General features: G+C 65.8%; 27 protein-coding genes. 9 read left to right on the top strand and 18 right to left on the bottom strand.

Annotation, left to right across the window (positions count from 1 at the left end):
• Window positions 1-17: 17 nt before the first annotated feature.
• Window positions 18-815: a DUF3108 domain-containing protein gene (locus tag PD284_RS07725; RefSeq protein ID WP_274627632.1), complete on the bottom strand. Its 798-nt coding sequence runs from the start codon at window positions 813-815 to the stop codon at window positions 18-20.
• Between the two features lie 278 nt (window positions 816-1,093).
• Between PD284_RS07725 and rpmB the strand changes: the two genes are divergently transcribed.
• The 3 genes from rpmB (at window position 1,094) to PD284_RS07710 (ending at window position 2,838) form a co-directional block, all read left to right on the top strand.
• Window positions 1,094-1,390: a 50S ribosomal protein L28 gene (rpmB, locus tag PD284_RS07720; RefSeq protein ID WP_274627631.1), complete on the top strand. Its 297-nt coding sequence runs from the start codon at window positions 1,094-1,096 to the stop codon at window positions 1,388-1,390.
• Window positions 1,391-1,476: 86 nt separating this feature from the next.
• Window positions 1,477-2,157 (top strand): queuosine precursor transporter, encoded by a 681-nt coding sequence (locus PD284_RS07715; protein ID WP_274627630.1) that lies wholly within the window; start codon window positions 1,477-1,479, stop codon window positions 2,155-2,157.
• 3 nt (window positions 2,158-2,160) lie between these two features.
• The gene (locus PD284_RS07710) at window positions 2,161-2,838 is read left to right on the top strand and encodes a spermidine synthase (protein ID WP_274627629.1); all 678 of its coding nucleotides are present in this window, start codon (window positions 2,161-2,163) and stop codon (window positions 2,836-2,838) included.
• Between the two features lie 29 nt (window positions 2,839-2,867).
• Here the strand turns inward: PD284_RS07710 and PD284_RS07705 are convergent, their stop codons facing one another.
• Complete coding sequence (locus PD284_RS07705) at window positions 2,868-3,245, bottom strand: VOC family protein (protein ID WP_274627628.1); 378 nt, start codon at window positions 3,243-3,245, stop codon at window positions 2,868-2,870.
• A gap of 108 nt (window positions 3,246-3,353) precedes the next feature.
• Entirely contained in the window at window positions 3,354-3,782 is a 429-nt protein-coding gene (locus PD284_RS07700) for an Lrp/AsnC family transcriptional regulator (RefSeq protein WP_274627627.1), read from the bottom strand.
• A gap of 120 nt (window positions 3,783-3,902) precedes the next feature.
• Between PD284_RS07700 and PD284_RS07695 the strand changes: the two genes are divergently transcribed.
• On the top strand, window positions 3,903-5,003 hold the full coding sequence (locus tag PD284_RS07695; RefSeq protein WP_274627626.1) for a saccharopine dehydrogenase family protein: 1,101 nt from the start codon (window positions 3,903-3,905) through the stop codon (window positions 5,001-5,003).
• Between the two features lie 65 nt (window positions 5,004-5,068).
• On the opposite strand, the gene PD284_RS07690 is transcribed toward PD284_RS07695, so the two are convergent.
• From PD284_RS07690 to PD284_RS07670, 5 genes are all read right to left on the bottom strand, one after another.
• Complete coding sequence (locus PD284_RS07690) at window positions 5,069-6,103, bottom strand: esterase-like activity of phytase family protein (protein WP_274627625.1); 1,035 nt, start codon at window positions 6,101-6,103, stop codon at window positions 5,069-5,071.
• On the bottom strand, window positions 6,100-7,992 hold the full coding sequence (gene cobT, locus PD284_RS07685) for a cobaltochelatase subunit CobT (RefSeq protein ID WP_274627624.1): 1,893 nt from the start codon (window positions 7,990-7,992) through the stop codon (window positions 6,100-6,102). Before cobT ends, PD284_RS07690 begins: the two co-directional genes overlap by 4 nt.
• Window positions 7,993-8,029: 37 nt before the next feature.
• Window positions 8,030-8,299 carry a type II toxin-antitoxin system HicB family antitoxin gene (locus tag PD284_RS07680; protein ID WP_274627623.1) on the bottom strand — a complete coding sequence of 90 codons (270 nt, stop codon included), beginning with the start codon at window positions 8,297-8,299 and terminating at the stop codon, window positions 8,030-8,032.
• Between the two features lie 249 nt (window positions 8,300-8,548).
• Window positions 8,549-9,535, bottom strand: a complete 987-nt coding sequence (gene cobS / locus PD284_RS07675; protein ID WP_274627622.1) for a cobaltochelatase subunit CobS — start codon at window positions 9,533-9,535, stop codon at window positions 8,549-8,551.
• 80 nt (window positions 9,536-9,615) lie between these two features.
• Window positions 9,616-10,227, bottom strand: coding sequence for a J domain-containing protein (locus PD284_RS07670; RefSeq protein WP_274627621.1), 612 nt, complete (start codon window positions 10,225-10,227; stop codon window positions 9,616-9,618).
• A 147-nt stretch (window positions 10,228-10,374) separates the two neighbouring features.
• Between PD284_RS07670 and PD284_RS07665 the strand changes: the two genes are divergently transcribed.
• From PD284_RS07665 to PD284_RS07655, 3 genes are all read left to right on the top strand, one after another.
• The gene (locus PD284_RS07665; RefSeq protein ID WP_274627620.1) at window positions 10,375-10,656 is read left to right on the top strand and encodes a BolA family protein; all 282 of its coding nucleotides are present in this window, start codon (window positions 10,375-10,377) and stop codon (window positions 10,654-10,656) included.
• A 69-nt stretch (window positions 10,657-10,725) separates the two neighbouring features.
• Window positions 10,726-11,049 carry a hypothetical protein gene (locus tag PD284_RS07660; protein WP_274627619.1) on the top strand — a complete coding sequence of 108 codons (324 nt, stop codon included), beginning with the start codon at window positions 10,726-10,728 and terminating at the stop codon, window positions 11,047-11,049.
• Window positions 11,050-11,103: 54 nt separating this feature from the next.
• Window positions 11,104-11,364 carry a YMGG-like glycine zipper-containing protein gene (locus PD284_RS07655; RefSeq protein ID WP_274627618.1) on the top strand — a complete coding sequence of 87 codons (261 nt, stop codon included), beginning with the start codon at window positions 11,104-11,106 and terminating at the stop codon, window positions 11,362-11,364.
• A 70-nt stretch (window positions 11,365-11,434) separates the two neighbouring features.
• Here the strand turns inward: PD284_RS07655 and PD284_RS07650 are convergent, their stop codons facing one another.
• From PD284_RS07650 to xylF, 3 genes are all read right to left on the bottom strand, one after another.
• Window positions 11,435-12,217 carry an ATP-binding cassette domain-containing protein gene (locus PD284_RS07650; protein ID WP_274627617.1) on the bottom strand — a complete coding sequence of 261 codons (783 nt, stop codon included), beginning with the start codon at window positions 12,215-12,217 and terminating at the stop codon, window positions 11,435-11,437.
• A 13-nt stretch (window positions 12,218-12,230) separates the two neighbouring features.
• Window positions 12,231-13,547 (bottom strand): sugar ABC transporter permease, encoded by a 1,317-nt coding sequence (locus PD284_RS07645; protein ID WP_274627616.1) that lies wholly within the window; start codon window positions 13,545-13,547, stop codon window positions 12,231-12,233.
• A gap of 109 nt (window positions 13,548-13,656) precedes the next feature.
• Entirely contained in the window at window positions 13,657-14,697 is a 1,041-nt protein-coding gene (gene xylF, locus PD284_RS07640; protein ID WP_274627615.1) for a D-xylose ABC transporter substrate-binding protein, read from the bottom strand.
• 243 nt (window positions 14,698-14,940) lie between these two features.
• On the opposite strand from xylF, the gene PD284_RS07635 reads away from it, so the two are divergent.
• Window positions 14,941-16,182, top strand: coding sequence for an ROK family protein (locus PD284_RS07635; protein ID WP_274627614.1), 1,242 nt, complete (start codon window positions 14,941-14,943; stop codon window positions 16,180-16,182).
• Between the two features lie 57 nt (window positions 16,183-16,239).
• Window positions 16,240-16,719, top strand: a complete 480-nt coding sequence (locus tag PD284_RS07630; RefSeq protein WP_274627613.1) for a hypothetical protein — start codon at window positions 16,240-16,242, stop codon at window positions 16,717-16,719.
• Between the two features lie 6 nt (window positions 16,720-16,725).
• Here the strand turns inward: PD284_RS07630 and PD284_RS07625 are convergent, their stop codons facing one another.
• From PD284_RS07625 to pstC, 7 genes are all read right to left on the bottom strand, one after another.
• The gene (locus PD284_RS07625) at window positions 16,726-18,330 is read right to left on the bottom strand and encodes a CRTAC1 family protein (RefSeq protein WP_274627612.1); all 1,605 of its coding nucleotides are present in this window, start codon (window positions 18,328-18,330) and stop codon (window positions 16,726-16,728) included.
• Window positions 18,331-18,332: 2 nt separating this feature from the next.
• Entirely contained in the window at window positions 18,333-19,661 is a 1,329-nt protein-coding gene (locus PD284_RS07620; RefSeq protein ID WP_274627611.1) for a vanadium-dependent haloperoxidase, read from the bottom strand.
• Window positions 19,662-19,816: 155 nt separating this feature from the next.
• Window positions 19,817-20,506 carry a phosphate regulon transcriptional regulator PhoB gene (phoB, locus tag PD284_RS07615; protein WP_274627610.1) on the bottom strand — a complete coding sequence of 230 codons (690 nt, stop codon included), beginning with the start codon at window positions 20,504-20,506 and terminating at the stop codon, window positions 19,817-19,819.
• A 17-nt stretch (window positions 20,507-20,523) separates the two neighbouring features.
• A complete protein-coding gene (phoU, locus tag PD284_RS07610; protein WP_274627609.1) occupies window positions 20,524-21,231 on the bottom strand; it encodes a phosphate signaling complex protein PhoU in 708 nt (235 codons plus the stop codon).
• 30 nt (window positions 21,232-21,261) lie between these two features.
• Window positions 21,262-22,086: a phosphate ABC transporter ATP-binding protein PstB gene (gene pstB, locus PD284_RS07605; protein WP_274627608.1), complete on the bottom strand. Its 825-nt coding sequence runs from the start codon at window positions 22,084-22,086 to the stop codon at window positions 21,262-21,264.
• 20 nt (window positions 22,087-22,106) lie between these two features.
• Window positions 22,107-23,423: a phosphate ABC transporter permease PstA gene (gene pstA / locus PD284_RS07600; protein ID WP_274627607.1), complete on the bottom strand. Its 1,317-nt coding sequence runs from the start codon at window positions 23,421-23,423 to the stop codon at window positions 22,107-22,109.
• Entirely contained in the window at window positions 23,420-24,883 is a 1,464-nt protein-coding gene (gene pstC, locus PD284_RS07595; protein WP_274627606.1) for a phosphate ABC transporter permease subunit PstC, read from the bottom strand. The genes pstA and pstC overlap by 4 nt, the downstream gene beginning before the upstream one ends.
• Window positions 24,884-24,931 lie beyond the last annotated feature (48 nt).

Below are 24,931 nucleotides of genomic sequence, written 5' to 3'. Positions count from 1 at the left end.
CCGGGGCGGATCGCCCCCTAATCGATGATTTCGACCTTCCGCGCCTGCAGCGTCAGCGTGCCGATCTCGGTGCCGACGCTGGCGCGGACCGGCGCATATACCCCGGTTGTGCCCAGCGGCGCAAATGTGATCGAGATGCGCGCCCGGTCGCGCATGAACTTGATCGACTTCTTGCTGGCCCGGTAGCCCGAAACCGGGCTGAAGCGGGCGCTGCAGGTGACGGCCGGGCCCTCGTAGCCGACGAGCTTGACCGTACTCGTCTCCACATGGCGCAGCTTCAGGTCGACGCGCATCTCGCCGTCATAGAGCTTCAGCGGCTTTGCGCAGACCTGCTCGGGACTGCTCGCCGGCACCAGGAAGGCGGAAAGCGGGTCGAGCACCGCGCGGAGCTGCGCGTTCGTGACCGGCACCCAGTCCGGGCCGCGCGGCTTCGGGGGCGGCACCACCTTCGTGCCGACGACATTGCCTTTGGCGAAATCGATCGTGAGGCTCTTGCTCTTCTTCTCGTGCTTGTAGCTGGTGTGGGCGCGCTCGGGCACGGCCCGGTCACGCGAGATGCGCCCGCTGACGGACAGCGTCGCTTTCGTGTCATCGAAAATCTTGCCGAGGCCGGCCGTCGAAACCGAGCCTTCGATCGAATAGGCGTTGTCGCGCAAGGTCGATGTCATGCTGGAGCGTGCGACCGTAAGGCCGAGATAGGTGACAGCATACTCGCCGCGGAAGGATTTTCCCCCGGTCCTTGCGCTCGACGCCGACGGCACGACCGCCAGGACAGCGACCGACAGCACCAGAAATCGGTGGATGAATGCGTTCATGGCCTGAGATGCCCGTCCGTCCACATTCTTGTAGGTGTGTTAATAAGTGGGGTCGGAATTCGGCAATTCTGTGAGCGGGCCGTTCCCCTGCATCTCCGTTGGCGGTCCGCAAGCGGCCGATCGTCCTCCAAAGGCGCGACCAGCTTGCCGGGCTTGACGCTTCGCTGAAATCTCACTATGGAACCCCGACTTTTCCAAAGGCCGCCGAAGAGACCGCGCGCCCGCATGTCTGGTGCGACTTTGGTCTTTGGCCTAATTGTGAACCGAAGGTACGAATAATGTCCCGCTCCTGCGAACTGACCGGCAAGGCCGTAATGTCCGGCCACAATGTGAGCCACGCCAACAACAAGACCAAGCGTCGCTTCCTGCCGAACCTGGTCAACGTCACGCTTCAGTCGGAAGCCCTGAACCAGAGCGTGCGCCTGCGCATCTCGGCCAACGCCCTGCGTTCGGTCGAACATCGTGGCGGCCTCGACGGCTTCCTCGCCAAAGCCGACAGCGCAGAGCTGTCGCCGCGCGCTCGTCTGCTGAAGAAGCAGATCGCCAAGAAGGCGGACGAGGAGGCCACCGCCTGATTCTTTCAAGGCGGGGGACAACCGCCTTCTCGGGCAGCCGGTCGGGGGACCGGCCTGCCACTGGTTCCATAACCCAGGTTAAAAAAATGCTCCGTTTCTCGATCTATGTGCCCTTTGTGGTCGCCATGGCGCTCGTCGTCGTGGCGTCGAACGTGCTTGTGCAGTTCCCCGTGCAGGGCACGCTTGGGCCCTTGTCCCTGGCCGACCTCCTGACCTGGGGCGCCTTCACCTATCCATTCGCCTTCCTGGTGACCGATCTCGCCAACCGCCGCTACGGGCCGCAGATGGCGCGTCGGATCGTCTTCGTCGGCTTCATGACGGCAGTCGTCTGCTCGATCGTTGTGCCGCCTTTCCTGTTCCGCCACGGCTTCATCGAGTTCGAGACCGCAGCTGACCGGCTGGTGCGGATCGCCGTGGCATCCGGCGCGGCGTTCCTCACCGCACAGCTCCTCGACGTCACCGTGTTCAACTGGCTGCGCCGCCAGAGCTGGTGGCGCGCACCGATCTTCGGCACGCTCGCCGGATCTGTGGTGGACACCATGATCTTCTTCTCCATCGCCTTCGCGGCGGCCTTCTCCTTCGTCGGACCGGAGGACGCCTTCGCGCTGGAGGCCGCGCCGCTGTTCGGCATGCTGGCGACGGAAGCGCCGCGCTGGGTGTCGTGGGCGCTGGGCGATCTGGGCGTCAAGCTCCTGATCGCCGTGTTCGCGCTGATTCCCTACCGGCTCATCGCCGCGCGCTGGAGCCAGCCGGCGATTGCCGTCTAAGCAATGATTCCATGGGTCCAGCTCGACACGGCCGCGATTCCCGGATCGCACGAGACCCTTCGCCTCAAACAGCGCGGCGCCGAGTTCTCCATCATGCTCGGCACCAACGAACTGATGAACAGCCGCCTCAGCGGCTCGGAGGAGGCGATGGCGCGGCTGTCCTGCGCCGGGATCGCCGGCCGGCAGGCTCCGCACATGCTTATCGGCGGCCTCGGCATGGGTTTCACGCTGCGCGCCGCCCTTGCCGAACTCGGAGCTGACGCCAGGGTAACCGTTGCCGAACTGGTTCCCGCCGTGGTTGCCTGGGCCCGCGGGCCGATGGCGGAGATCTTCGCCGGCTGCCTCGACGATCGCCGCGTCAATCTGCGCCAGGCCGATGTCGGGGGCATCATCCGGTCAGCCAAGGCCCGCTACGATGCAATCCTGCTGGATGTCGACAACGGCCCGGAAGGGCTGACCCGGGAGGACAACAATGCCCTCTACGATCTGTCGGGACTCCGGGCCGCGCACGCCGCCCTGCGGCCCGGCGGGGTCCTCTCGGTCTGGTCGTCGGCGCCCGACGCCGGCTTCACCAGGCGGCTCAAGCAGGCCGGCTTCGCCGTCGAAGAGGTCAACACCCGCGCCAACGGCAAGCGCGGCGCCCGGCATGTCATCTGGATGGCGACGCGCACGGCGCGGTAGGCTCACGCTCGCAGCGGTGGCCCGGCGCCTCACGTACCGTTGACATGCAGGATGTTGCCGTCCGGGTCCTTGAACCAGAACAGCTTCATCGAGCCGGCGACATAGACGTCGCCCTTCAGGTCCATTCCGGGATTGTCGTAGCGCTCGAAGCTCACACCACGACCCTTCAGCATGGCGGCGATCGATTCGACCTCGCTGCCGACATCCCAGACGGCTGCGTTGGCCTTGTTGGTTCCGGCGAAGTCGGAACGGTAGACGACCAGCGACGTGTCGCCGGTGCGGAAAACCAGGACATCGCCCATGCTGTCGTCCAGCAGCTGCAGTCCCAGCGTGTCGCGATAGAAGGTCCTTGCCCGCTCGATGTCGCTCACGGCGACGATGGCGGATGACGATTTGTCCTTGAGCATGGCTTCCTCCAGCTTGTGGTGGATGGGAAACGCCACCCGTTTGCCATGGTTGCGTGCGGGGGACGCCATTCCAAGGACGTGCTGGCGAGGCCGGATCCGACACTTTCCCTAGCGGTTGATTCGGGTGGACAGGATGATCGAGGACAGCGTGCGCTCGACGCCGTCAAGCGCGCCGATCCTGTCGATGAGCGTGTCGAGGTCGCTGACGGAGGGCGCCTCGACCACGATGATCATGTCGAAGTTGCCGCTGACCGAATGCAGGGCCCGGACCTGCGGGATGCGGGCGAGTTCGGCCGCCACCGCAGCCGACTGCTTCGGCGGCACGGTGACGAGGATGTGGGCGCGGACCAGCCCCCTCTCGTGCTCCGCCGACAACCGCACGCTGTAGCCGGCGATCACTCCGCTTCGCTCCAGCCGCTCGATGCGGCTCTGCACCGTCGTGCGCGAGACGCCCAGCCGCCGGGCGAGATCGGCGATCGAGGCGCGTGCGTTCTCGCGCAGCAGCGCGATCAGGGCATTGTCCGCATCTGTCGTCATTTTGCACACTGACTTCGTTGTTCTGCACAAACGATAACGGCGATCTGTCCAAAGCGATACTGTGATCTGTCATGAACTGCCGGTAGTATCGGCAGAGAGACACAATCGGGGGACGATGCCTTGAAGAATATCGTGGTCGCCGGGGCCGGCAAGATCGGTTCCACAATCGCTGACCTGCTGGCCGCCACGGGCGACTATCGCGTCGCCGTCATTGACCGCGCCCAGGCGCAGCTTGACGCGCTGGAGGTGACGCAGGAGGTGGAGCGGCTCTGCATCGACATTTCCGACCGCGACGCCCTCGGCAAGGCGCTGGCGGGCAAGTTCGCGGTGCTTTCGGCGGCCCCCTTCCACCTCACCGTGAAGATCGCCGAAGCCGCGGCGGAAGCCGGCGTGCACTATCTCGACCTCACCGAGGACGTGGCGAGCACGCGGCGCGTCAAGGAGCTTGCGGCCACGGCGCGCAGCGCCTTCATCCCGCAATGCGGCCTGGCGCCCGGCTTCATCTCCATCGTGGCCAACGATCTCGCGCGCCGCTTCGACACGCTGGAGAGCGTGCGCATGCGCGTCGGCGCGCTGCCGCAGTACCCCTCCAACGCGCTGAACTACAACCTGACCTGGAGCACCGACGGCGTCATCAACGAGTATTGCGAGCCCTGCGAGGCAATCGCCGAGGGCGAGCTGATCGAAGTGCCGCCGCTGGAGGAGCGCGAGGAATTCTCGCTCGACGGCATCACCTACGAGGCGTTCAACACGTCAGGCGGCCTTGGGACGCTGTGCGAGACCTATGAGGGCAAGGTGCGCACGCTGAACTACCGGACGATCCGCTATCCCGGCCACGCATCGATCATGAAGGCGCTGCTCAACGACCTCGGCCTGCGCCACCGCCGCGAGGTGCTGAAGGACATCCTGGAGAACGCCCTGCCGGCGACCCTGCAGGACGTCGTGGTGATCTTCGTGACGGTTTCCGGCCGCAAGGGCGGACGCCTGCTTCAGGAGAGCTACGCCAACAAGATCTACAGCCGCAGCATCAACGGCGCGGTGCGCAGCGCGATCCAGATCACGACCGCCTCCGGCATCTGCGCCGTGCTCGACATGCTGGCGTCCGGCAGCCTGCCGGCGAAAGGCTTCGTGCGGCAGGAGGACATCCCGCTCGACGCCTTCCTCGCCAACCGCTTCGGGCACAACTACGCCCAGGCGGGCGTGACCCATCTGGCGGCCTGACGGATCCGAACGCCCGCAACGACAATCGTTTGAGCTGAGCACCAGCGCGGCGGACGTACCACGCCTTAGTCCTCGTGCAGGCGGAACTCCAGGTAGAGGTTGCGCTGCAGGATGGAGTGGTTGTCGTCGGACATCAGCGACACCATCAGCGCGCCGTCTTGGCGCGTCCACACGTCCATGGCTTCCATGTTGTCGATCTGGAATGACATGTCGGCCTCGAGCAGCACCGGCCCGTCGGCGACGGCGTCCTTGGCTATGCTTTCGCCGTAGATGCGCCTCAGGCGCATCTTGACCCCCGCGCCCATCGAGAAGCTGCGCTCCAGGAGGAGCAGGTCGCCATTTGGCAGGAAGGCGCCGTCGGTGATGCTGAACTCGCCGTCGCGCTTGACCGTGAAGGGTCCCTTGTTGGGGCCTTCGATGACCGCGGCCAGGATATTGCCGCGGTCGTCCAGGCTTTTCTCCGAAACCACGACGAGTCCACCGGCGTGCTGCCCTTGCGGATCGGCGCGGGTGACGGTCTCGAACCCACGGTTGCGCCGCAGCTCACGCTTCGGCACGACAAAGTCGAGGGTCCTTATCGGCCCCTTCATCCCTGCCGGGTCAATCTTGAACTGGGCGATGCGGTGGTTGCGCTCGAAGCCGACCGTGGCGATGTCGCCCTCCACGTCCAGCCCTTCCGCATCAACCTCCCATTTCTCGGATATCAGCTTTCCGCTCTCGTCGACCATCTGGGCCATCGAGAAGTTGTCCACGCCGACGGGCTTGCCCTGAGCGTCGCGCTCGATGGTCCCGAAGAACCAGAACCCGGTGTCGGCGACGCCAATGAAGTCGCTGCCCGGTTTCAGGAAGCGAAAGGCAGAGCTGGCGCCGAAATGGCGCGAACTGCCGTTCATCTCGAGCCCGCCGACGAATTCCAGCTGGCCGAACTGCCTGTCTGCGCTGCCGATACGGAAGTCCGATATCGGACGCGCCCTGATTTCGACCGGGAACGGTCCCTCGATCTCGTCTGCCGGAGACCGGGCCGGCCAGACCGCGGCAGCTACGACGATCGCTGCGGCAATCGACGCCGCCACGCCCCAATGCCGCAGCCGCTTTATCATCCGGCGCGTCTCAACTGGAAGCGGCGATCGCGCGGCGATGCTTCGTCGAACAGGGATGCCAGCTGTTCCGTCATCGCTCCGGCCAGTTCCTCGGCGTCGACGATGGTGACCGCGCGCTGATAGTAGCGGGTGACGTCGTGTCCGATGCCGATGGCGAGAAGCTCGACCGGCGAGCGCGTCTCAATCAGGTCGATCACGGCGCGCAGGTGCCGTTCGAGATAGTTGCCCGGATTGACCGACAGCGTCGAATCGTCGACCGGCGCGCCATCCGATATCATCATCAGGATCTTCCGTTGCTCCGGTCGGCCCAGCAGGCGGTTGTGCGCCCACAGAAGCGCCTCGCCGTCGATGTTCTCCTTCAGCAGACCCTCGCGCATCATCAGGCCGAGATTGCGGCGGGCGCGACGCCACGGCGCGTCGGCGCTCTTGTAGATGATGTGGCGCAAATCGTTGAGGCGGCCCGGCGCCGGCGGCTTGCCGTCCTTCAGCCACTTCTCCCGGGCCTGCCCGCCCTTCCAGGCGCGCGTCGTGAAGCCGAGGATCTCGACCGAGACGCCGCAGCGCTCCAGCGTGCGCGCCAGGATGTCGGCGCAGGTGGCGGCAACGGTAATCGGGCGGCCGCGCATCGAGCCGGAATTGTCGAGCAGCAGCGTCACGACCGTGTCGCGAAACTTGGTGTCGCGCTCCTGCTTGAAGGAGAGCGGCTGCATCGGATCGATGACGACACGCACCAGCCGCGCCGGATCGAGATAACCCTCTTCCAGATCGAAGTCCCAGGAGCGGTTCTGCTGGGCCATGAGGCGGCGCTGCAGGCGGTTGGCGAGACGGCCGACGACGCCCTGCAGATTGGCGAGCTGCTTGTCCAGGAATGCGCGCAGGCGGTCGAGCTCTTCCTCGTCGCAGAGATCCTCGGCGCCGACGGTCTCGTCGAACGACGTGGTGAAGATCTTATAGTCGATGTCCCGGCTGAGATTGGCGAGCGAATGGTCGGGCCGCTTGGCCTCACCGGGCGTCTCGGCGTCCGCCTCCTCATCGGAGACGTCGTCCGCGGTGGCGTCCGCCGCCTCCATCTCGCCAGCCTGCTCGTCCTCCGACGATGATTCGGCGTCGTCGGCCTGCGACTGATCACCGCTCGAATCGTCCTCGCCACCCTCTTCCGAATTGTCCTCGCCCTGCGGCTGGTCGTCTTCGCTGTCGTCGCTCTCGTCCTGCTGCTGGTCTTCGCCGAGCTCTTCCGCCATGTCGAGCGAAACCAGCATGTCGCGCACCAGGCGCGCGAATGCCTGCTGGTCTTCCAGCTGGCCGGAAAGGCCATCGAGGTCCTTGCCCGCCTTCTCCTCGACCCAGTCGCGCCAGAGCCCGACCAGGCGCTCGCCGCTCTTCGGCACGGGGCGGCCGGTCAGCTTTTCGCGCACGATGAGCGCCACAGCCTCCTCGAGCGGCGCGTCGGCCTGCTCGCGCACCTCGGCCAGGTTGGCCCGCAGATACTTGTCCTCCAGCATGGAGCCGATGTTGTCGCCGACGCCCTGCATCGCCCGGCTGCCGATCGCCTCCACCCGCGCCTGTTCGACCGCATCGAAAACGGCGCGGGCGTGCTTGCCCTCCGGCGCCAGCCGGAGATGCACGCGATTGTCGTGGCAGGCCCGCTTCAACGCCATGGAGTCGCCGAGGCCGCGGCTCACCGCAAGGTCGTTGGCGGTCGGCTTCTTCGGCAATTCCGGAAGCCGCGCGCGGCTTCCTGCCAGCGCCGGCTTGTCCTTTGCAAAGCCGACCTCGAGCTCATGATCGCCGGAAATGGCGCGCATGCATACCGTCAGCGCGCGCTTGAAGACGTCCGTCTCCCCGCCCGCCTTCGGCTTGTTGCGCGTGTTGTCGCCTGCTCCCGCCATCAGAACTCTTCTTCGCCTCTACCGATTCCCTACACGCCTATTCCGCGGCCATCGGATTGCGGTGCGACGGTGCGGGAATTGGATCTCCGTCCTTCATGGCCGCCTCCGCCCATTCCAGTGCGGCCAGCCTGACGTCCTGTATTGCATCCATCTCCGTCTCGCCGTCCCCCACACAACCGGGCAAAGTCGGAATGGTCGCCAGCCAGCCGCCACCTTCCACCGCCTGCAGCGGCCGTACGGTGACTTCATAGGCTGCAGGATCGAAAACACCGCCTTCCGTGTCGATAAGCTTTGAACGTACGATCATGCCGCACCTTCTTCGTCCAGGAAATTGACAAGCATCGCAATATACACCGGCTTTATCGGTCGGCGCGCCGGTATTGTGAGACGGCGGCCAGCATGCGGATTACCGACCTTGAAGTGCGACCCGCCCGCTGGCTTCAGAACGGCGATGCCCGCCTCCTTGCATGCTTTCTCAACGTCGGAGATTTGCCAATCCGCCCTCGGGTTGGCGCGCATCCGCTCGATCGTTTTCCCCAATCCGCCAGCCGCCGGTTTAGCCGAGCACCACGTTCGCGGCGCTCTCCGGCAGTTCCTGACCGAATGCGCGCTGGTAGAACTCCGCCACCAGCGGACGCTCCAGTTCGTCGCACTTGTTGAGGAAGGTCAGCCGGAAGGCAAGCCCGACGTCGCCGAAGATCTCGGCGTTCTCGGCCCAGGTGATCACGGTGCGCGGGCTCATGACGGTTGACAGGTCGCCGTTCACGAAGGCCGAGCGCGTCATGTCGGCGATGCGGACCATCTTGTTGACGATCTCCTTGCCCTTGGCGTCGCGGTAGTGCTTGGCCTTGGCGAGAACGATGTTCACCTCGTTGTCGTGCGGCAGGTAGTTCAGCGTCGTCACGATCGACCAGCGGTCCATCTGCGCCTGGTTGATCTGCTGGGTGCCGTGATAGAGGCCCGTCGTGTCGCCGAGGCCCACCGTATTGGCGGTGGCGAACAGGCGGAAGGCCGGATGCGGCCGGATCACGCGGCTTTGATCGAGAAGCGTCAGGCGGCCCGACGACTCCAGCACGCGCTGGATGACGAACATCACATCGGGACGTCCCGCGTCGTACTCGTCGAAGCAGAGCGCGACATTGTGCTGGTAGGCCCAGGGCAGGATGCCGTCGCGGAACTCGGTCACCTGCTTGCCTTCCGACAGCACGATCGCGTCCTTGCCGACGAGATCGATGCGGCTGACGTGGCTGTCGAGGTTGACGCGGACCATCGGCCAGTTGAGCCGAGCGGCGACCTGCTCGATGTGGGTCGACTTGCCGGTGCCGTGATAGCCCGACACCATGACGCGGCGGTTGTAGGCGAAGCCGGCCAGGATCGCCATCGTGGTCTGGCGGTCGAACAGGTAGTCGGGATCGATGTCGGGAACGTGCTCGGTGGCGACCGAATAGGCCGGCACGACCATCTTGGACTCGAAGCCGAAGACTTCCTTCACCGACACCGTCGTGTCCGGCAGATTTGCAATGTCGCGATCGATCTTGTTCATCCCAGCCTCATGCCGGCTGCTTGGGATCAGCCGGTATCACATCATCTCTAGTCGGAGGCGGTCTTTATCAGACCCTTTGCTCAACACAAACCAGCTTGTTTGAGCAGACGGTAGGCCTGCAGCACGTCGCGGAACCGGTCTTCCGAACCTCTGTCGCCGCCATTCGCATCGGGATGGTGGCGCTTCACCAGTTCCTTATAGCGGGCCTTGATGTCCGCGCCAGTCGCCTTTGTGTCAAGTCCAAGCGTTTCCAGCGCCTTGGCCTCAAGCGGCTTGGCCTGGCGCTGACGGGGCTCGGCGCGCCCGCCACCGAACATGTTGTACGGATCGCGGACGCGGTTGTAGTAGCCGGCGCGGCCGGAACGTATGTGCGAAAAATCCGACGCCGCCTTGGCGCCGCTGTTGGCGCCCATCACCCAGGTCGGTCGATGGCCGGTCAGCGCCTCCTTCTGGAAACGCGCGATCTCGCTATCGGAGACGCCCGAGAAATAGTTGAAGCCCTTGTTGTACTCGCGCACATGGTCGAAGCAGAACCGGAAGTATTCGCCCTCGCGCATGCGCCCGACCGGCGCACGGTGGGTGCCGGGCTCATCGCACCCGTCCCACTGGCAGCGCGGCGCGTGCGACTTCACCTCCGCCTGGCGGTCCGGGCGCACGCGAATCTTCTCGAAATATTTCGAATAGGTAGACATGGTTCGACTGAATTATGGGGCGTTCGCCGCGGGATACAAGAATTGACATTCGGGGCGCGATGGACCTAACCGCTGAATCGCGTGGGCGCAATCCGCGCATGCGTGCCATTGTGTCGGATGGGTCACATTTGGTGAGTGGAGCCGAAAATGTCCATACAGTCCTCGATCGAGACGAAGCTCACTGAGGCTTTTGCGCCAGTGCGGCTCAAGGTCCTCAACGAGAGCCACCTCCATGCCGGCCACCAGGAGTCCTTCGATGGCACCGGCGAGACGCATTTCCGCGTCCGCATAGAGGCTCCGGCCTTTGCCGGCATGAGCCGGATCGCCCGTCACCGTGCGGTCAACGACCTTCTTGCGCCCGAACTGAAGGCTGGTCTCCACGCCTTGGCCATCGAGGCCGCCGCGCCCGGCGAAGCCACGCGCTGGTAGCCCGCACCCGGGCATCCCAGGGAACTCAATTTCCGGCAAACGCGTTTCTGGTCCTGAAAGGAGAGGGCCATGGAACACATTGCTGCCCTTTTGCTCATCGTCGGATGCTCGGGCGACCTCCAGGAATGCCGGGAGCTGCCCGCCCCTACCCCCATTTTCGAGACGATGGAGGAGTGCGCCGCCGTGCTCCCGTCGACGCTGAAGAGCGCGCGCGGAAAAGATTCACGGGTTTTCGCGGACTGCGTGTATGTTGATCCCGCAATGGAAGAAGAGGACGCGGTGCTGGAATGGGACGTCACCAAGGACGGACGTCTCGTCGCCAGCATAACGGCCGTTAGTGACGTTGTTGTCGCCTCCGGGCGGCGGGCGGAAGACGGCGTCCGACAGGAATAGTGCAGGAAGCATATTTTTCAGGGCTTTTCTGGCCCATTTTTTCGGGAGAGAGGGATGAGAGCAGTGATTCTCGCCATGGCTGCGGCCATGGCGCTTTCCGCATGCACGACGGCAGAGCAGGACGTCGGCGTCGGCGCGGCGGTGGGCGCGACAGCGGGCGCCATCATCAGCGGTGACGTCGAAGGCGCGCTGGTCGGCGGCGCGGTGGGTGCGCTGGCTGGGTACCTCGTCACCAGGCAGCGCGACGGCCGCTGCCTCTATCGCGACCGCCGCACTGGCGAGCGTTACGTGTCGCGCTGCCCCAAAGGCTATTGAGCGGCGCTACCGTAGAAAACATCATCAGGCCGGCCATCGCCGGCCTGATTGCATATCAAGAACGAAATTTTCAGCCGACCACGGCGCCCGGGCCGGGAACCGCGCCGGGCGGGCATTTGCCCAGGATGATCATGCCCAGCACCTCGTCCTTGGTGACCTCCCCGGTGTGAGCCGTGCCGACGACCTGACCATTCTTCATCACGCAGACGCGATCGGCGAGATCGAACACGTCATGGATGTCGTGGCTGATGAGGAAGATACCGATGCCGTCCGATTTCAGCTGTTTCACCAGTTCGCCGACCTGCGCCGTCTCCTGCGGCCCGAGCGCGGCGGTCGGCTCGTCCATGATGAGGATGCGGGCGTTGAAGAGGATCGCCCGCGCAATCGCCACCGATTGCCGCTGGCCGCCGGAAAGCTTGATTACCGGATCCTTGAAGCGCTGGAATCGAGGATTGAGGCGGCCCATCACCTTGCGCGCCTCAGCCTCCATGGCGACGTCGTCGAGCGTGCCCCAGGCCGTCCTCAGTTCGCGGCCGAGGAACAGGTTGGCGGCCGCATCGACGTTGTCGGCGAGCGCCAGCGTCTGGTAGATCGTCTCGATGCCGTATTTCTTGGCGTCGCGCGGGTTGCCGATCGAGGCTTCCTCGCCATTGACGTGGATCGTGCCCGCATCGCGCTTGTAGGCGCCGGACAGGATCTTGATCAGCGTGGACTTTCCCGCACCATTATGGCCGAGGAGCGCAACCACCTCGCCGGGATAGAGATCGCAGGAGGCGTCGTCCACGGCGCGGATGCCGCCGAAGGCGATGGAGATGTTCTTCATCTCGACGAGCGGGGCAGCGGTCTCAGTCATCGGAGCGTCTCCCCTACACGCGCTTGCGGTACACGGTGTCGAGCCAGACGGCCACGACGAGGACAAGGCCGACCACGATGTTCTGCAGCGGCGTGTCGATGCCGAGCAGCACCATGCCCGACTGTAGCGACTGCATGAGCAGCGCGCCAAGCATAGCGCCGGCGATGGTGCCCGCGCCGCCGGCGAGCGATGTGCCGCCGATGACCGCCGCGGCAATGACCAGCAGTTCGTCCAGCGTGCCGAGCGCATTGGTGGCGGCGTTGAGGCGGGCGGTGGAGATCGAAGCGCTGATGGCGGCCAGCAGCCCCATCAGCATGAAGATCTTCATCGTCACCCAGCGCGTGTTGATGCCCGCGAGTGTCGCCGCCTCGGGATTGCCGCCGATGGCGAAGACGTAGCGGCCGAAGCGCGTGCGGGTCGCGATGAAGGTCATCACGATGCCCACCGCCACGGCGATGAGGACCGGGATGGCGATGCCGTGCGCGATGAACATGCCGCCCTCGGGAACTGTGATGCCGTTGGCCTCGGCATAACGCTTCACGATGTTGACCGGCCATGGATACGAATTGGCCACCCAGACCGCGCCGAGGATCGCCGCGCAGGTCACCGTCCCGAGGAAGACCTCCGCCCAGACCGGCCTGAGCGGGAACTTGAAGCGCTGGCGCTGGCGGCGGCCGCTGGCGAGCAGCGCGACGACGCCCAGACATGCGACGACCCCGACGATCCAGCTCCACGTCGCCCCGATGGCGCCTTGCGGCCCGCCGCCGAGCAGGCGGAACGTCGCGTCCATCGGCGCCACGGTGCGGCCGCTGGTCACCCACCATGCCGCGCCGCGCCAGACGAGCAGGCCGCCGAGCGTCACGATGAAGGCCGGGATGCCGAGATAGGCGATCAGGTAGCCCTGAAAGCCGCCGATCAGCAGGCCGACCAGCAGGCCGACGGCCACGGCGATGATCCAGATCCACGGGTCGCCGAGCGGGAAACCCATCACGCGGGGCAGGAATTCCGCCTGCGTCACGCCGATGATCATGCCGACAAAGCCGAGCAGCGAGCCGACCGACAGGTCGATGTTGCGGGTGACTATGACGAGCACCATGCCGGTCGCCATGATGGCGACGGAGGAGGACTGGACGGACAGGTTCCAGAGGTTGCGCGGGGTCAGGAACAGGCCGCCGGACATGAGGTGGAGGCCGATCCAGATGATCAGCAGCGCGCCCACCATGCCGAGCATGCGCGTGTCGAGTTCGGTTGCCTTGAGGAAGCGGCCCAGCGCGTTGAGTTCGGAGGCGCGCGCGGTATCGACCGGAGATCCGGACGTCGTGTCGGTCATGGCTTCCTCCCGCCGGCTCCCTGTCGTCAGGGTGTCCGGCCTCCCGATCTTAGAGAGACGCCGCGGTTTTCGTCAAACCGCGGCGTCCGTATCGATGCCGATTTTCGGCCTAGTTGCAGGCGGCGACCGAGCCGGCCGCCACGCCGGCGCAGACGACATCCTTGGTCACCCAGCCCGCGTCGATCACGACGTTCAGGTTGTCCTTGGTGATCGGCATCGGCGTCAGGAAGACCGACTTGGTCACGTTGCCGCCGGGCGTGGTGAAGTCGACGACGTTCGGGATGTCCGTCATCGCCTTGCCTTCGGCCAGCGATGAGGCGATTTCGCCTGCGGCCTTGCCGAGCTCGCGCGCATCCTTCCAGACAGAGACCGTCTGCGTGCCGAGCGCGACGCGGTTGAGGGCGGCATGGTCGCCGTCCTGACCGGAGACCGGCACCGAGCCCGCGAGGCCCTGCGCCTCGAGAGCCGCCACGACGCCGCCGGCGGTGCCGTCGTTGGAGGCCACGACCGCGTCGACCTTGTTGTCGTTGGTCGTCAGGATCTGCTCCATGTTCTTCTGCGCGTTGGCGGGCAGCCAGCCGTCGGTGTAGGCCTCGCCGACGTTCTTGATCTTGCCGGCATCGATGGCTTCCTTGAGGACCTCCATCTGCCCGGAGAACAGGAAGTCGGCGTTCGGATCGGCCGACGAGCCCTTGATGAAGGCGTAGTTGCCCTCCGGCTTGACCTTGAACACCTCGCGAGCCTGCATGCGGCCCACTTCCTTGTTGTCGAAGGTCAGGTAGAAGACGTCCTTGTTCTCGATCAGGCGGTCATAGCCGACGACCGGGATGCCCTCGGCGAGCGCCTTGTCGACGGCCGGGCCGATCGCGGAGGCGTCCTGCGAGAGGATGATGAGGGCGTTCGCGCCCTGGCTGATCAGGCTCTCGACGTCGGTGAGCTGCTTGGAGGCCGACGACTGCGCGTCGGCGGAGATGTACTTGTCGCCGGCGGCCTCGACCGCCGCCTTGATCGCGGCTTCGTCGGTCTTCCACCGCTCTTCCTGGAAATTCGACCAGGACACGCCGATGACCTTGTCCTTGGCCTCTGCGACTGCTGCCAGCGACAGCGTCATCGCAACACCCGCCAGCATGGCGGCTGCAAATGTCTTCATGATTTCCTCCCTGCATCGCGAGGATGCGAAAATCTGGCCGACGGCCCGTCAAAATGTACTTTATTTCGATCCTCGAAAAAATACTGTCCGAAACCTCAAAAGCTGTCAAGGCGATTTTGAAGAGGAATTCTTATTTTTTCGAGGGTCGAAATAAACAATGACATGACCGGCGAGTTCTGACAGACTTCTCCTGCGTCTCGACCGGTGGCAGGGAAGACGGCCGGCAAGCGCAGGGGAGGAAAGATGCAAACGGCGGTGAGAATCCGTCACGACGATCTGAGGCGGCGCAACCGCGCGGCCGTGATCGCGGCCGTCCGCCGCGCGGTCCATCCATCCCGGACAGAGATCGCAGCAGCGACGGGGCTCAGTCACTCGACGATCTCGGCAATCTCGTCCGACCTCCTCCAGGAGGGCATCTTGGCCGAACCGAAGGCAACCGAGCCGTCCGCCCTGAAGCGGGGGCGGCCGCAGGTGGCCATCGGCCTCAACGCGGAAGCGGCCACCGTCGTGACGGTGGACCTGTCGCTGAACTCGCTATCGGCAGCCCTGTTCGACTATGGCGGAACGGTGCTGGCCGCCGAAAAGCGCCGCCTTCCAACCCTCGAAATGGCAGCCGCCGACCTGGTGCACGAGACCATCGGCATGGTCCGCGGGCTCTTCGAGATGCAGCCGTCGCGACAGGCGGCGGCCAAGCGCATCGTCGTATCGATCCAGGGCGTCACCGACGCCAGCGCCCGCAGCATGCTGTGGTCGCCGATCACGGTCCATGCGGACATCCCCTTCGCGGAAGCGCTCGAGGAAGCCTTCGGCGTCGCGACGACGGTCGAGAACGACTGCAACATGATGGCGTTCGCCCTGCGGTCCCGCGATCCCGAGATTTATCACGACGACTTCATCGCCATCCTGCTCTCGCACGGCATCGGCATGGGCATGATGCTGAAGGGCGAGCTGTTCACCGGCACGCATTCCTCGGGCGGCGAGTTCGGCCACATGATCCACCGGCCGGACGGCGCGCTCTGCCGCTGCGGACGGCGTGGCTGCATCGAGGCCTATGCCGGGAACTACGCGATCTGGCGCAAGGCCCATCACCAGCCGGAGGACGAGATGCCGAAGGCGGACGTCACCGACGCCGACATCACCGAACTCGCCGAGCAGGCCCGCCGCGCGGACGGTTCGGAACGCGAGGCGTTCCGTCGGGCAGGCGAAGCGCTCGGCTTCGGCCTGGGCAGCCTGTTCGCCATCATCGATCCGGCCCCCGTCGCCTTCATCGGCGTCGGCGCGACGGCCTTCGACCTGATGGAGCCAAGCCTGCGCGAAGCGATCGCGAAAACGGCCGGCGGCCAGCATTCAGGCTCCATCACTTTCCTCACCGAGCCCTACGAGGCGCCCATCATCCGCGAGGGTAGCGCCAAGCGCGCGCTGCAGTTCGTCGACGAGGGCATCTTCGCGCCCGGCGCGTTGCCCGCGGGAAAGGCCGTGGCATAAGGGAAGACTTCAGTCGGCTCTTGCCGCCGAGGGGTGCCCGGCAGGCAATATCCTGCCATGTATCGAATCAGGACCCCGGGCTATTCAAAGAAGAACCAGGTCATGCGTTGGGCGCTGCCCGACCGCGTGTTCTTCGCCTGCGGCGCATGCAATATCCTCGCCCATGCCTTCCTGGAGAGGCATCCCCGTCCCGGTCTCGACGTCCTTTGGATCAAGCCTGCGGAGGGCCACACCGGCAACCACATATTCGTGGCGGCCGCCGACTGGGTTTTCGACTACCACGGCTACTCGGACCGCGAGCGCTTCATCGCGCACACATGGCGCAGGGCGCGTCATTTCTGGCCGGGGTGGGACGCGGAGATCGTCCCGATCCCTCCCAAGGTCCTGACAAGCGAGGCGCGCTCGAAGACGATCCCCGGCCTGTGGTTGAGGGGACCGGAGCAGTTCCTCCACGACGCCCTGCCCCGCGCCCGGCGCTACCTGGAACGCTTCCCGGCGCCGCCGGACAGCGTTGGAACGGATGACGTACGCAGTTAACAGTCCCTATTCAGGATGCCATGCCCGTGCCGGCTGGCCGCGTTCGACGATGTAGAAATTGTCGCTCTCGACGAGCTCCCAGTCGCTGGCTGTACCATCGGGCCAGATGACGCGCACTTCCGGCTCTTCAGTGTCGCCGACGCCGAAATGCCACCAGCCGGTCTGCCCGCCGGCATGGCCGCCGCCGACAGTGATCTCGCGGCGCGTCACCTTTCCCGCGCAGCGCACTTCGATCCATGCGCCGATGGCGTCCCGGTTTGGTCCAGACTGCCTGAGTTCGACCTGCAGCCAGCGCCCGGCGCCGACGCTGGCGTTGCGCCAGACCTGGGCGCTCACCCCGCGATTGACGACGATGAGGTCCAGCAGTCCGTCCAAGTTGAAATCGGAGAGGGCGCCCCCGCGCGAGATCTCGGTGCTGGCGACGCCGGCCCTGTCGCCGGCTTCCTCGAACGTCCCGTCGGCGCGCTGCAGCAGGAGGTTGTTGGGGTCCTTGGCCGCAAAGTCCGGCATCTCGGCGACATTGCCCTTGGCGATGAACAGGTCGACGCGGCCGTCATTGTTCACGTCCTCGAACTGCGTGTGCCAGGCGGTGCTCGGCTTCAGGTCGTCGCCGATATAGGGGCGGTGCGCGGTGACGCCTTTGGCGTAGGCGACGTCCTTATAGTCGGGTTGCGGTGCGCCCTCCGTCGGCACGGCGGACAAGGTCTGCAGCTTGTTGTCGGCCATGCTGGTCAGGAAGTATTCGGGGTAGCCGTCGCCGTCGAGATCGGTGCTGGCGATGCCCATGCCCCAGATGCGCAGCGTCTTCCAGCCGTCGCCTGCGCCATACGCAACGGGCGGGTTGCCCGGCTCGACGCGCCAGAGCTGCTCCTGCCCGCCCTTGTAGTACTCGCGGTCATTGGAGACGCGCAGGCTCGGCGTGCCCGAGCGGTTCCAGTCGGTGAACAGCATGGAGAGCGCGCAGTAGCTGGGCGTGAGCGGCAACGGCGCGGCGAACTTCCTGCGCTCCCCGTCGGCGACGCCCGGCCGGTGTAGCCAGTTGTCCGTGCAAGAGCCCCACGGCACTGCCTGGGTGCGGTCGATGTAGTTGCCGACCGCCAGCGTCGGCCACTCGGCGTCGCGCTCCCAGGTGGCGGCGAAGGCGGTCGACCAGCCGTCCCCACCGTCGAAGCCCCACGTTTCGTTGGCGCGCTCGAAGCGGCAGCCGCCCAAGCCGCGCATAAGGACGTTCTCGCCTACCCTCAGAAGCGCCAGGTCTGTGTGGCCGTCGCCGTCGACGTCGAGAGGATAGGCGGCCGCGACCTTGTCCAGCTCGAGCCCGCTCGCCTCTGCTTCAAAGCGGAGCGCGCCGCCCTGCTTGCTGGCGTTGCGGTAGAATTTCGCGGGCGTCTCCCCGCCTGCCAGAAGCAGGTCCGCATAGCCGTCATCGTTGCAGTCGAAGGTGGCTGCGCCGCCGCCGACCATGTATTCCCAGTCGCCGGCATAGACGCTGTCGATGCCGGCGCTGGCCGTCTCCTCCACGAAGGTCGGGATGACGAAGGGCGCCTCCTCGGCGCGCGCTTCCGCGGCGAGCACCGACATCGACGACAGCAGAACGAGAAACCGACGCATGGCTATTTCCGCGTGTCGAGTGCGTTGACATAGGCGCCGATGCAGCGGCCCTGGTCGAGGCCCCGTTCGATCGCGTCGCGAAAATGGATGCCGCCGTAGAGGCGCGAGATGCCGGCCTCCTCGGCTGCTGCCCAGAAGCTCGGGAAGCTGCGCGGCTTTAGCCCGTCGGCGCTGTGGGTCGCGTCCTCGAAGGCATAGTCCGTGCCGAAGAGATCGGTGAGCACGGTGGCGGCGGCGCCCGACTGCGTGCTGTGGCCGCTGGGATACTCCGGGAATGGGGGCGTGTTGAGCAGGGCTTCCCACTTTGGATCGATGACCCGTCGGATGTAGGTGAGCGGCCGCACGAGGTCGTAGCGGAACTTGGCGTCCCAGCAGCCGATGAAGGCGTCGGCCATGGCGATGCCGAGGCGAGCCAGAACGTCCACCGTGGTCTCCGCGTCCGCGCCCTCGCCCTCCAGCACCTGCAGGGCGATCGAGATCCAGTGCCCGGGCGGCGTGGGCGAGAGCATCGGGTCGTCCGACCAGAACCGCGCGATGGCGCGCTGCTCGGGCGTCAGCCCCTTCACCGCGTCGTGGACCTCGAGCGCCTCCCGATAGAAGGGCGAGGTCTCTTCCTCGCTGTATTCGAGCGGAGGAGGTATGCCGCAGGCCGCACCGCTCGGCATCGCGAAGGGGCGCACCTTCCCCCAGTCGGGCAGGAGCGGCAGCTGCTGCTGCGCCACCAGGCTCGTCGGCACCCAGTGCGCCGGCCCTTCCGTGAGCTTGTATTCGTAGGGGAAGCCCATGTTCTCGATGGTCGCTCCGCCGTCCGTGCGCGACCAGGCGAGGATGTGCTCGGCCACCGCCCGGCCATAGGCGGTGCTGCGGCCGGCGACATCTTCGGCGACGCCCGAGGCTGCGGCCAAATGCAGGTTCCGTTCGACCAGCTTCAGCGCGCGTAGGCCGGTCGGTCCGGTGTTGGAGAAGAGCTCGCGCACGGCATGCGCCATCGCCGCCTGGACCACCACGGCGTCCGCATAGGCCGCGCCGTTCTCCCGCGCCGGAACGGGCTGCAGCCCGTTTAGCTGGCCCGCCAGGGAGCGCAGTCCGGCCGAGCCGCCGGCGATCGCCTCGAAGGCGGTCACTCCGAGATAGGCGAGCGCCCGGCTGGCGACCGGGGGCGAATAGGTCGGCGTGTGCCGCACCAGTTCGAGGACGAGACGGTTCCAGGCGAAGATGATGGGCTGGGGCTGGGAAGCAGGGGGCGCAGCCATGGCGGCGGGGACACGCGCGGCCAGACACGCGATCGTCGCGACGATCGCCACCGCAACCGTTCGGCGCGTTACCTCCACGTGCACCCTCCCCCAGGTTCCCGTCGTACGAAGGCCTCAGGTAAGCATGCCGCACCCGCCTCGGACAAGGCGGTTGCGGCCACTGCGAACTCGCAGTTCGTCAGTTCCAGGATAGCTGTTTCTTGGGCAACTTTTCGCCCGAGGCCACCTACCCGCTACGCCTCGTTGATGGCGTAGCCGGCGCCGCGGATGGTACGGATGACGTCCGGCATGCGGCCATTGTTGACAGCCTTGCGCAGCCGCCCGACGTGAACGTCGACCGTCCGCTCATCGATGTAGATCGTTTCGCCCCAGACATTGTCGAGGAGCTGGCCACGGGAAAAGACGCGGCCGGGATGCTGCATCATGAATTCCAGCAGGCGGAACTCTGTCGGGCCGAGCTTGATCTCGGTCTTCTTGCGATAGACCCGATGGGATTCGCGGTCGAGCACGATGTCGCCGACCTTGAGCACGCTGGACAGCACCTCGGGCTTGGCGCGGCGCAGCAGCGCACGCACGCGCGCCACGAACTCGGGCGTTGAGAACGGCTTCACGAGGTAGTCGTCAGCGCCCGTCGAGAGGCCGCGCACGCGGTCGCTCTCCTCGCCGCGCGCCGTCAGCATGATGACCGGCAGCCGCTCCGTCTCCGGCCGCATCCGCAGGCGGCGACAGAGCTCGATGCCGGACACCGCCGGAATCATCCAGTCGAGCACCAGCAGGTCGGGCACGTTCTCCTGCAGGCGAAGCTCGGCTTCGTCGCCGCGGGTGACGACCTCGACCTGGTAGCCTTCGGCCTCCAGATTGTAGCGGAGGAGTTCGCACAGCGGCTCCTCGTCCTCCACCACCATGACCTTGGGAGCAATCATCGGCCTGTCCTGCAGCTTCAGTCGGCGAGAGCCGACGCCGACGTTTCGTCGAGCTTCGGCCGGTTGAGCGGCAACTGCCTGCCGGTGATCACGAAATAGGCGTTCTCGGCGATGTTGGTGACATGGTCGCCGATGCGCTCCAGGTTCTTGGCGCAGAACAGGAGGTGCGTGCAGGCCGTGATGTTGCGCGGGTCCTCCATCATGTAGGTCAGCAGCTCGCGGAACACCGCGGTATACTTGGCGTCGATCTGGCGGTCGTCGACGCGCAGTTGGACAAGCGCCTCGGCATCCTTGCCGACATAGTGTTCGATGACGCCTTCGACCTGCTCGAGCACCTGGGCGGCCATCAGCTCGATGCTGTTGGACGGCGCCTTGGGGATGGCCGTCATTCCGACCGCGCCGACGCGCTTGGCGATGTTCTTGGCGAGATCTCCGATGCGTTCGAGATCGGCCGCCATGCGGATGGCCCCGACCACGGCGCGCAGGTCCTGCGCCATAGGCTGGCGCAGGGCGATCAGCCTGATCGCACGGTCGTCCAGCTCGCGCTGCTTGGTGTCCATGATCGCGTCGTCGGAGACGACACGCTGCCCCAACGCCACGTCGGAGGCCAAGAGCGCGCGGGTCGCGGCCTGCACCATCCGGCCGGCATGCTCGCCCATGTCGCGGATGAGCTGATGGATATGCTTCAGGTCCTCGTCGAAGGAGGAGACGGTGTGCTCGCCCATGATGTCCTCGGCGTCTAGAGTCGCGTCCACTCAGCCGAAACGGCCGGTGATGTAGTCCTGCGTGCGCTTGTCGTCGGGGTTGGTGAACATCTTGTCCGTCGCCCCTTCCTCGACCAGGTAGCCGAGGTGGAACATCGCGGTGCGCTGCGACACGCGCGCGGCCTGCTGCATGGAGTGCGTCACGATGACGATCGTGTAGTTCTGGCGCAGCTCGTCGATGAGTTCCTCCACCTTCGCCGTGGCGATCGGATCGAGCGCGGAACACGGCTCGTCCATCAGGATCACCTCGGGACTGACGGCGATCGCGCGGGCGATGCAGAGGCGCTGCTGCTGGCCGCCGGAAAGCCCTGTGCCGGGCTCGTGCAGGCGGTCCTTTACCTCGTTCCACAGCGCCGCCTTCTGCAGGCTGGACTCCACGATGCGGTCGAAATCGGCCTTGGTGCGGCCGAGCCCGTGGATGCGCGGTCCGTAGGCGACGTTCTCGTAGATCGACTTCGGAAACGGGTTGGGCTTCTGGAACACCATCCCGACGCGGGCGCGGAGTTCCACCACGTCGATGTTGCGGTCGTAGATGTCCTCGCCGTCCAACGTGATCTTGCCGCTGACGCGGGCGCTGTCGATGGTGTCGTTCATGCGGTTCAGGCAACGCAGGAATGTCGACTTGCCGCAGCCCGACGGGCCGATCAGCGCCGTCACCTGGTTCTCACGGACGTTCAGATCGACGTCGAACAGCGCCTGCTTCTCGCCGTAGTGCACGCAGACCTTCTCGCCGCGCAACTTGATCGGCTCGTTGGCCATCTCGTCCATGCTGCCGCTCACGGCTTTCTCGAGGGTCGTATCGGTCATGATGTTCATATCGTCACTTTCCCCTAGCCTTACCAGCGGCGCTCGAACTTCCGTCTCAGGACGATGGCGGTGATGTTCATCGCCATGAGGAAGACGAGCAGGATGATGATGGCGCCAGACATGCGCTCCACGAAGGCGCGCTCCGCCTCGTTGGCCCACATGTAGATCTGCACCGGCAGTGCGGTCGCCGGATCGAGCGGCGTCGTCGGATAGTCGGCGACGAAGGCCACCATGCCGATGAGCAGCAGCGGCGCCGTCTCGCCCAATGCGCGGGCCAGCCCGATGATGGTGCCGGTCAGGATGCCGGGCAGCGCCAGCGGCAGCACGTGATGGAACACCATCTGCATCTTCGAGGCGCCGAGGCCGAGTGCGGCCGATCGGATCGACGGCGGCACGGCGGCAAGTGCTGCGCGCGTGGCGATGATGATGGTGGGCAGCGTCATCAGCGTCAGCACCAGGCCGCCGACCAGCGACGCAGAGCGCGGCATGCCAAGGAAATTGACGAACACGGCGAGACCCAGCAGACCGAAGACGATCGACGGCACGGCAGCGAGGTTGTTGATGTTGACCTCGATGAGGTCGGTCAGCCGGGACTTCTTGGCGAATTCCTCGAGGTAGATCGACGCGGCGACACCGATCGGCAGCGCCAGCAGAAGCACGATCCCCATCATATAGAGTGAGCCGATGATTGCCACTCCCACGCCCGAGGTCTCGGGCCGGCTGGAGGCGCCGAAGGTGAACAGTCCGGTGTTGAAGCGCTCGGCCATCGCGCCTTCGGCCTTGAGCCGGTTCATCCACTCAACCTGCTGGTCGGAAACCTTGCGGCGCTTCTCGTCGACGGTGAGGTCGATCTGGCCCTTGTAGGCCGAATCGATGTTGGCGGCGGCGAGCAGGTCGACGTTGCGGGTGGTGCCGATGACGGACGGATCCGCGACGACGATGTTGCGCAGCTGGACGCGCACGCCGTCCGACAGGAAGCCTTTCAGTTTGCGGATCGCAGCCTTGTCCTTGGGATCGATCCCCAGCGCCTCGATCAGCGCGTTCTCGGCGAGTTTGGGATAGTTCGCCCGTATCAGCACATCCGGATCCGAGGCGCGCTTGCCCGACGGGTCGATGACCTTTTCATCGAAGGAGATCGGAAGGCTAACCGTCGTCTGCCAGAAGGCGGTGTGGCCCTTCGCGATGATCGAGACAAGCATGATCGCCAGGAAGACGAGGCCCACCGAGGCGGCCAGCACGCCGTAGAGGCGGAAGCGGCGCTCGGCGGCGTAGCGGCGCTTGATGCCGATGTCGCGGCGTGGGCGCGCGGCGGTTGGGGCGAGCGATCCGAGCGAGACGTCGGTCATTCGTACTGCTCCCGGTACTTGCGGACGATGTAGAGCGCGACGATGTTCATCACCAGCGTGACGAAGAACAGGGTGATGCCCAGCGCGAAGGCGACCAGCGTCTGCGGCGAGTTGAACTCGAGGTCGCCGGTGAGCTGGTTGACGATCTTGACGGTGATCGTCGTCATCGCCTCGAACGGGTTGAGCGTAAGGTTGGCGGCGACGCCGGCCGCGAGCACGACGATCATGGTTTCGCCGATGGCGCGCGAGGCGGTGAGCAGGATAGCGCCGACGATGCCCGGCAGCGCCGCCGGCAGGATGACCCGCTTGATCGTCTCGGAGCGGGTCGCGCCCAGGCCCAACGAGCCGTCGCGCAGCGCCCGCGGCACGGCGGTGATGATGTCGTCGGAGAGCGACGAGACGACCGGGATGAGCATGACGCCCATGACGAGACCGGCGGTGAATATCGACTGGGCCTGGATGAACGGCGAGCCGCCTGCGAGCGCCGCACTGAGGTCGCGCAGGAACGGCCCGAGCGTGACCAGCGCGAAGATGCCGTAGACGATGGTGGGGATGCCGGCCAGGAGTTCGAGCGCCGGCTTGACGACGGCGCGCACCCTGGGCGTCGCATACTCGGCCATGTAGACCGCCGACATCAGGCCGATCGGCACCGCCACAAGCAAGGCGACCAGCGCGATGTAGAGCGTGCCGGCCAGCAGCGGGATGAGGCCGAACTGCCCCTCGGAACCGCCCGATCCGGCCGCTGCGAAGCGCGGATCCCACACCGTGCCGAAGAAGAAGTTGGAGAGCGACACGCTCTCGAAGAACTGGATGGTCTGGAACAGCATCGACAGGACGATGCCGATGGTGGTGACGATGGCGATGGTGGAAGCGCCGAGCAGACCCCAGAGCATCAGGTTCTCGACGGAGTTGCGCGCCCGCGCCCGCGGCGCCACCTGGCGCACGCCGATGACCGCGCCTGCCAGCGCAAGGAAGATCGCGACTACCGTGCCGATGAGGCCAAATCTGTCGATGCTGCGGTTCGTTTCAACCGCGATCGGGATCATGTAGTCCTGCGTGTCGGGCGCCAGCGCGACGCCCTTTTCGGCGAGGATTGGCCGCAGCTCCGCAAAGGTCGAGGGCAGTCGCTCGAGATCAGCCGTGTCGAGCCGGTCGAGGCCCCGCGACAATCCCCTGACCAGGCTGACGGCCAGCGTCTCGCTGGCGCCGGATTCGGCGACGTGGGACGGCAACGCCGTGTGGATGCTGCGCTCGACATAGATCGAGGAGCCGATCGACCACAGGGCGAGGAAGGCGAAGGCGGGGAGTCCGCTGAGGAGGAACGCCCACCACCCGTGATAGGGCGCACGCGAATGCGGCTTGATCTCGCCGCCTTCATGCGCAGCCGCCCTGGTCCGTGCGACCAGGAAGGCGGCGAAGGCAACCGCAAGCACGATGAGCGATGTGAGCAGTGGCGACATCAAGGCACCTTAGCCGCGATACGTTGCGAGGCGAACCCGCCCCAATTG

The sequence above is a fragment of the Mesorhizobium shangrilense genome (genome assembly GCF_028826155.1).
Taxonomy (GTDB): Bacteria; Pseudomonadota; Alphaproteobacteria; order Rhizobiales; family Rhizobiaceae; genus Arvimicrobium; species Arvimicrobium flavum.
Note: the sequence above shows the minus strand (reverse complement) of the source record. Positions and strands in the feature narration are given on the sequence as shown.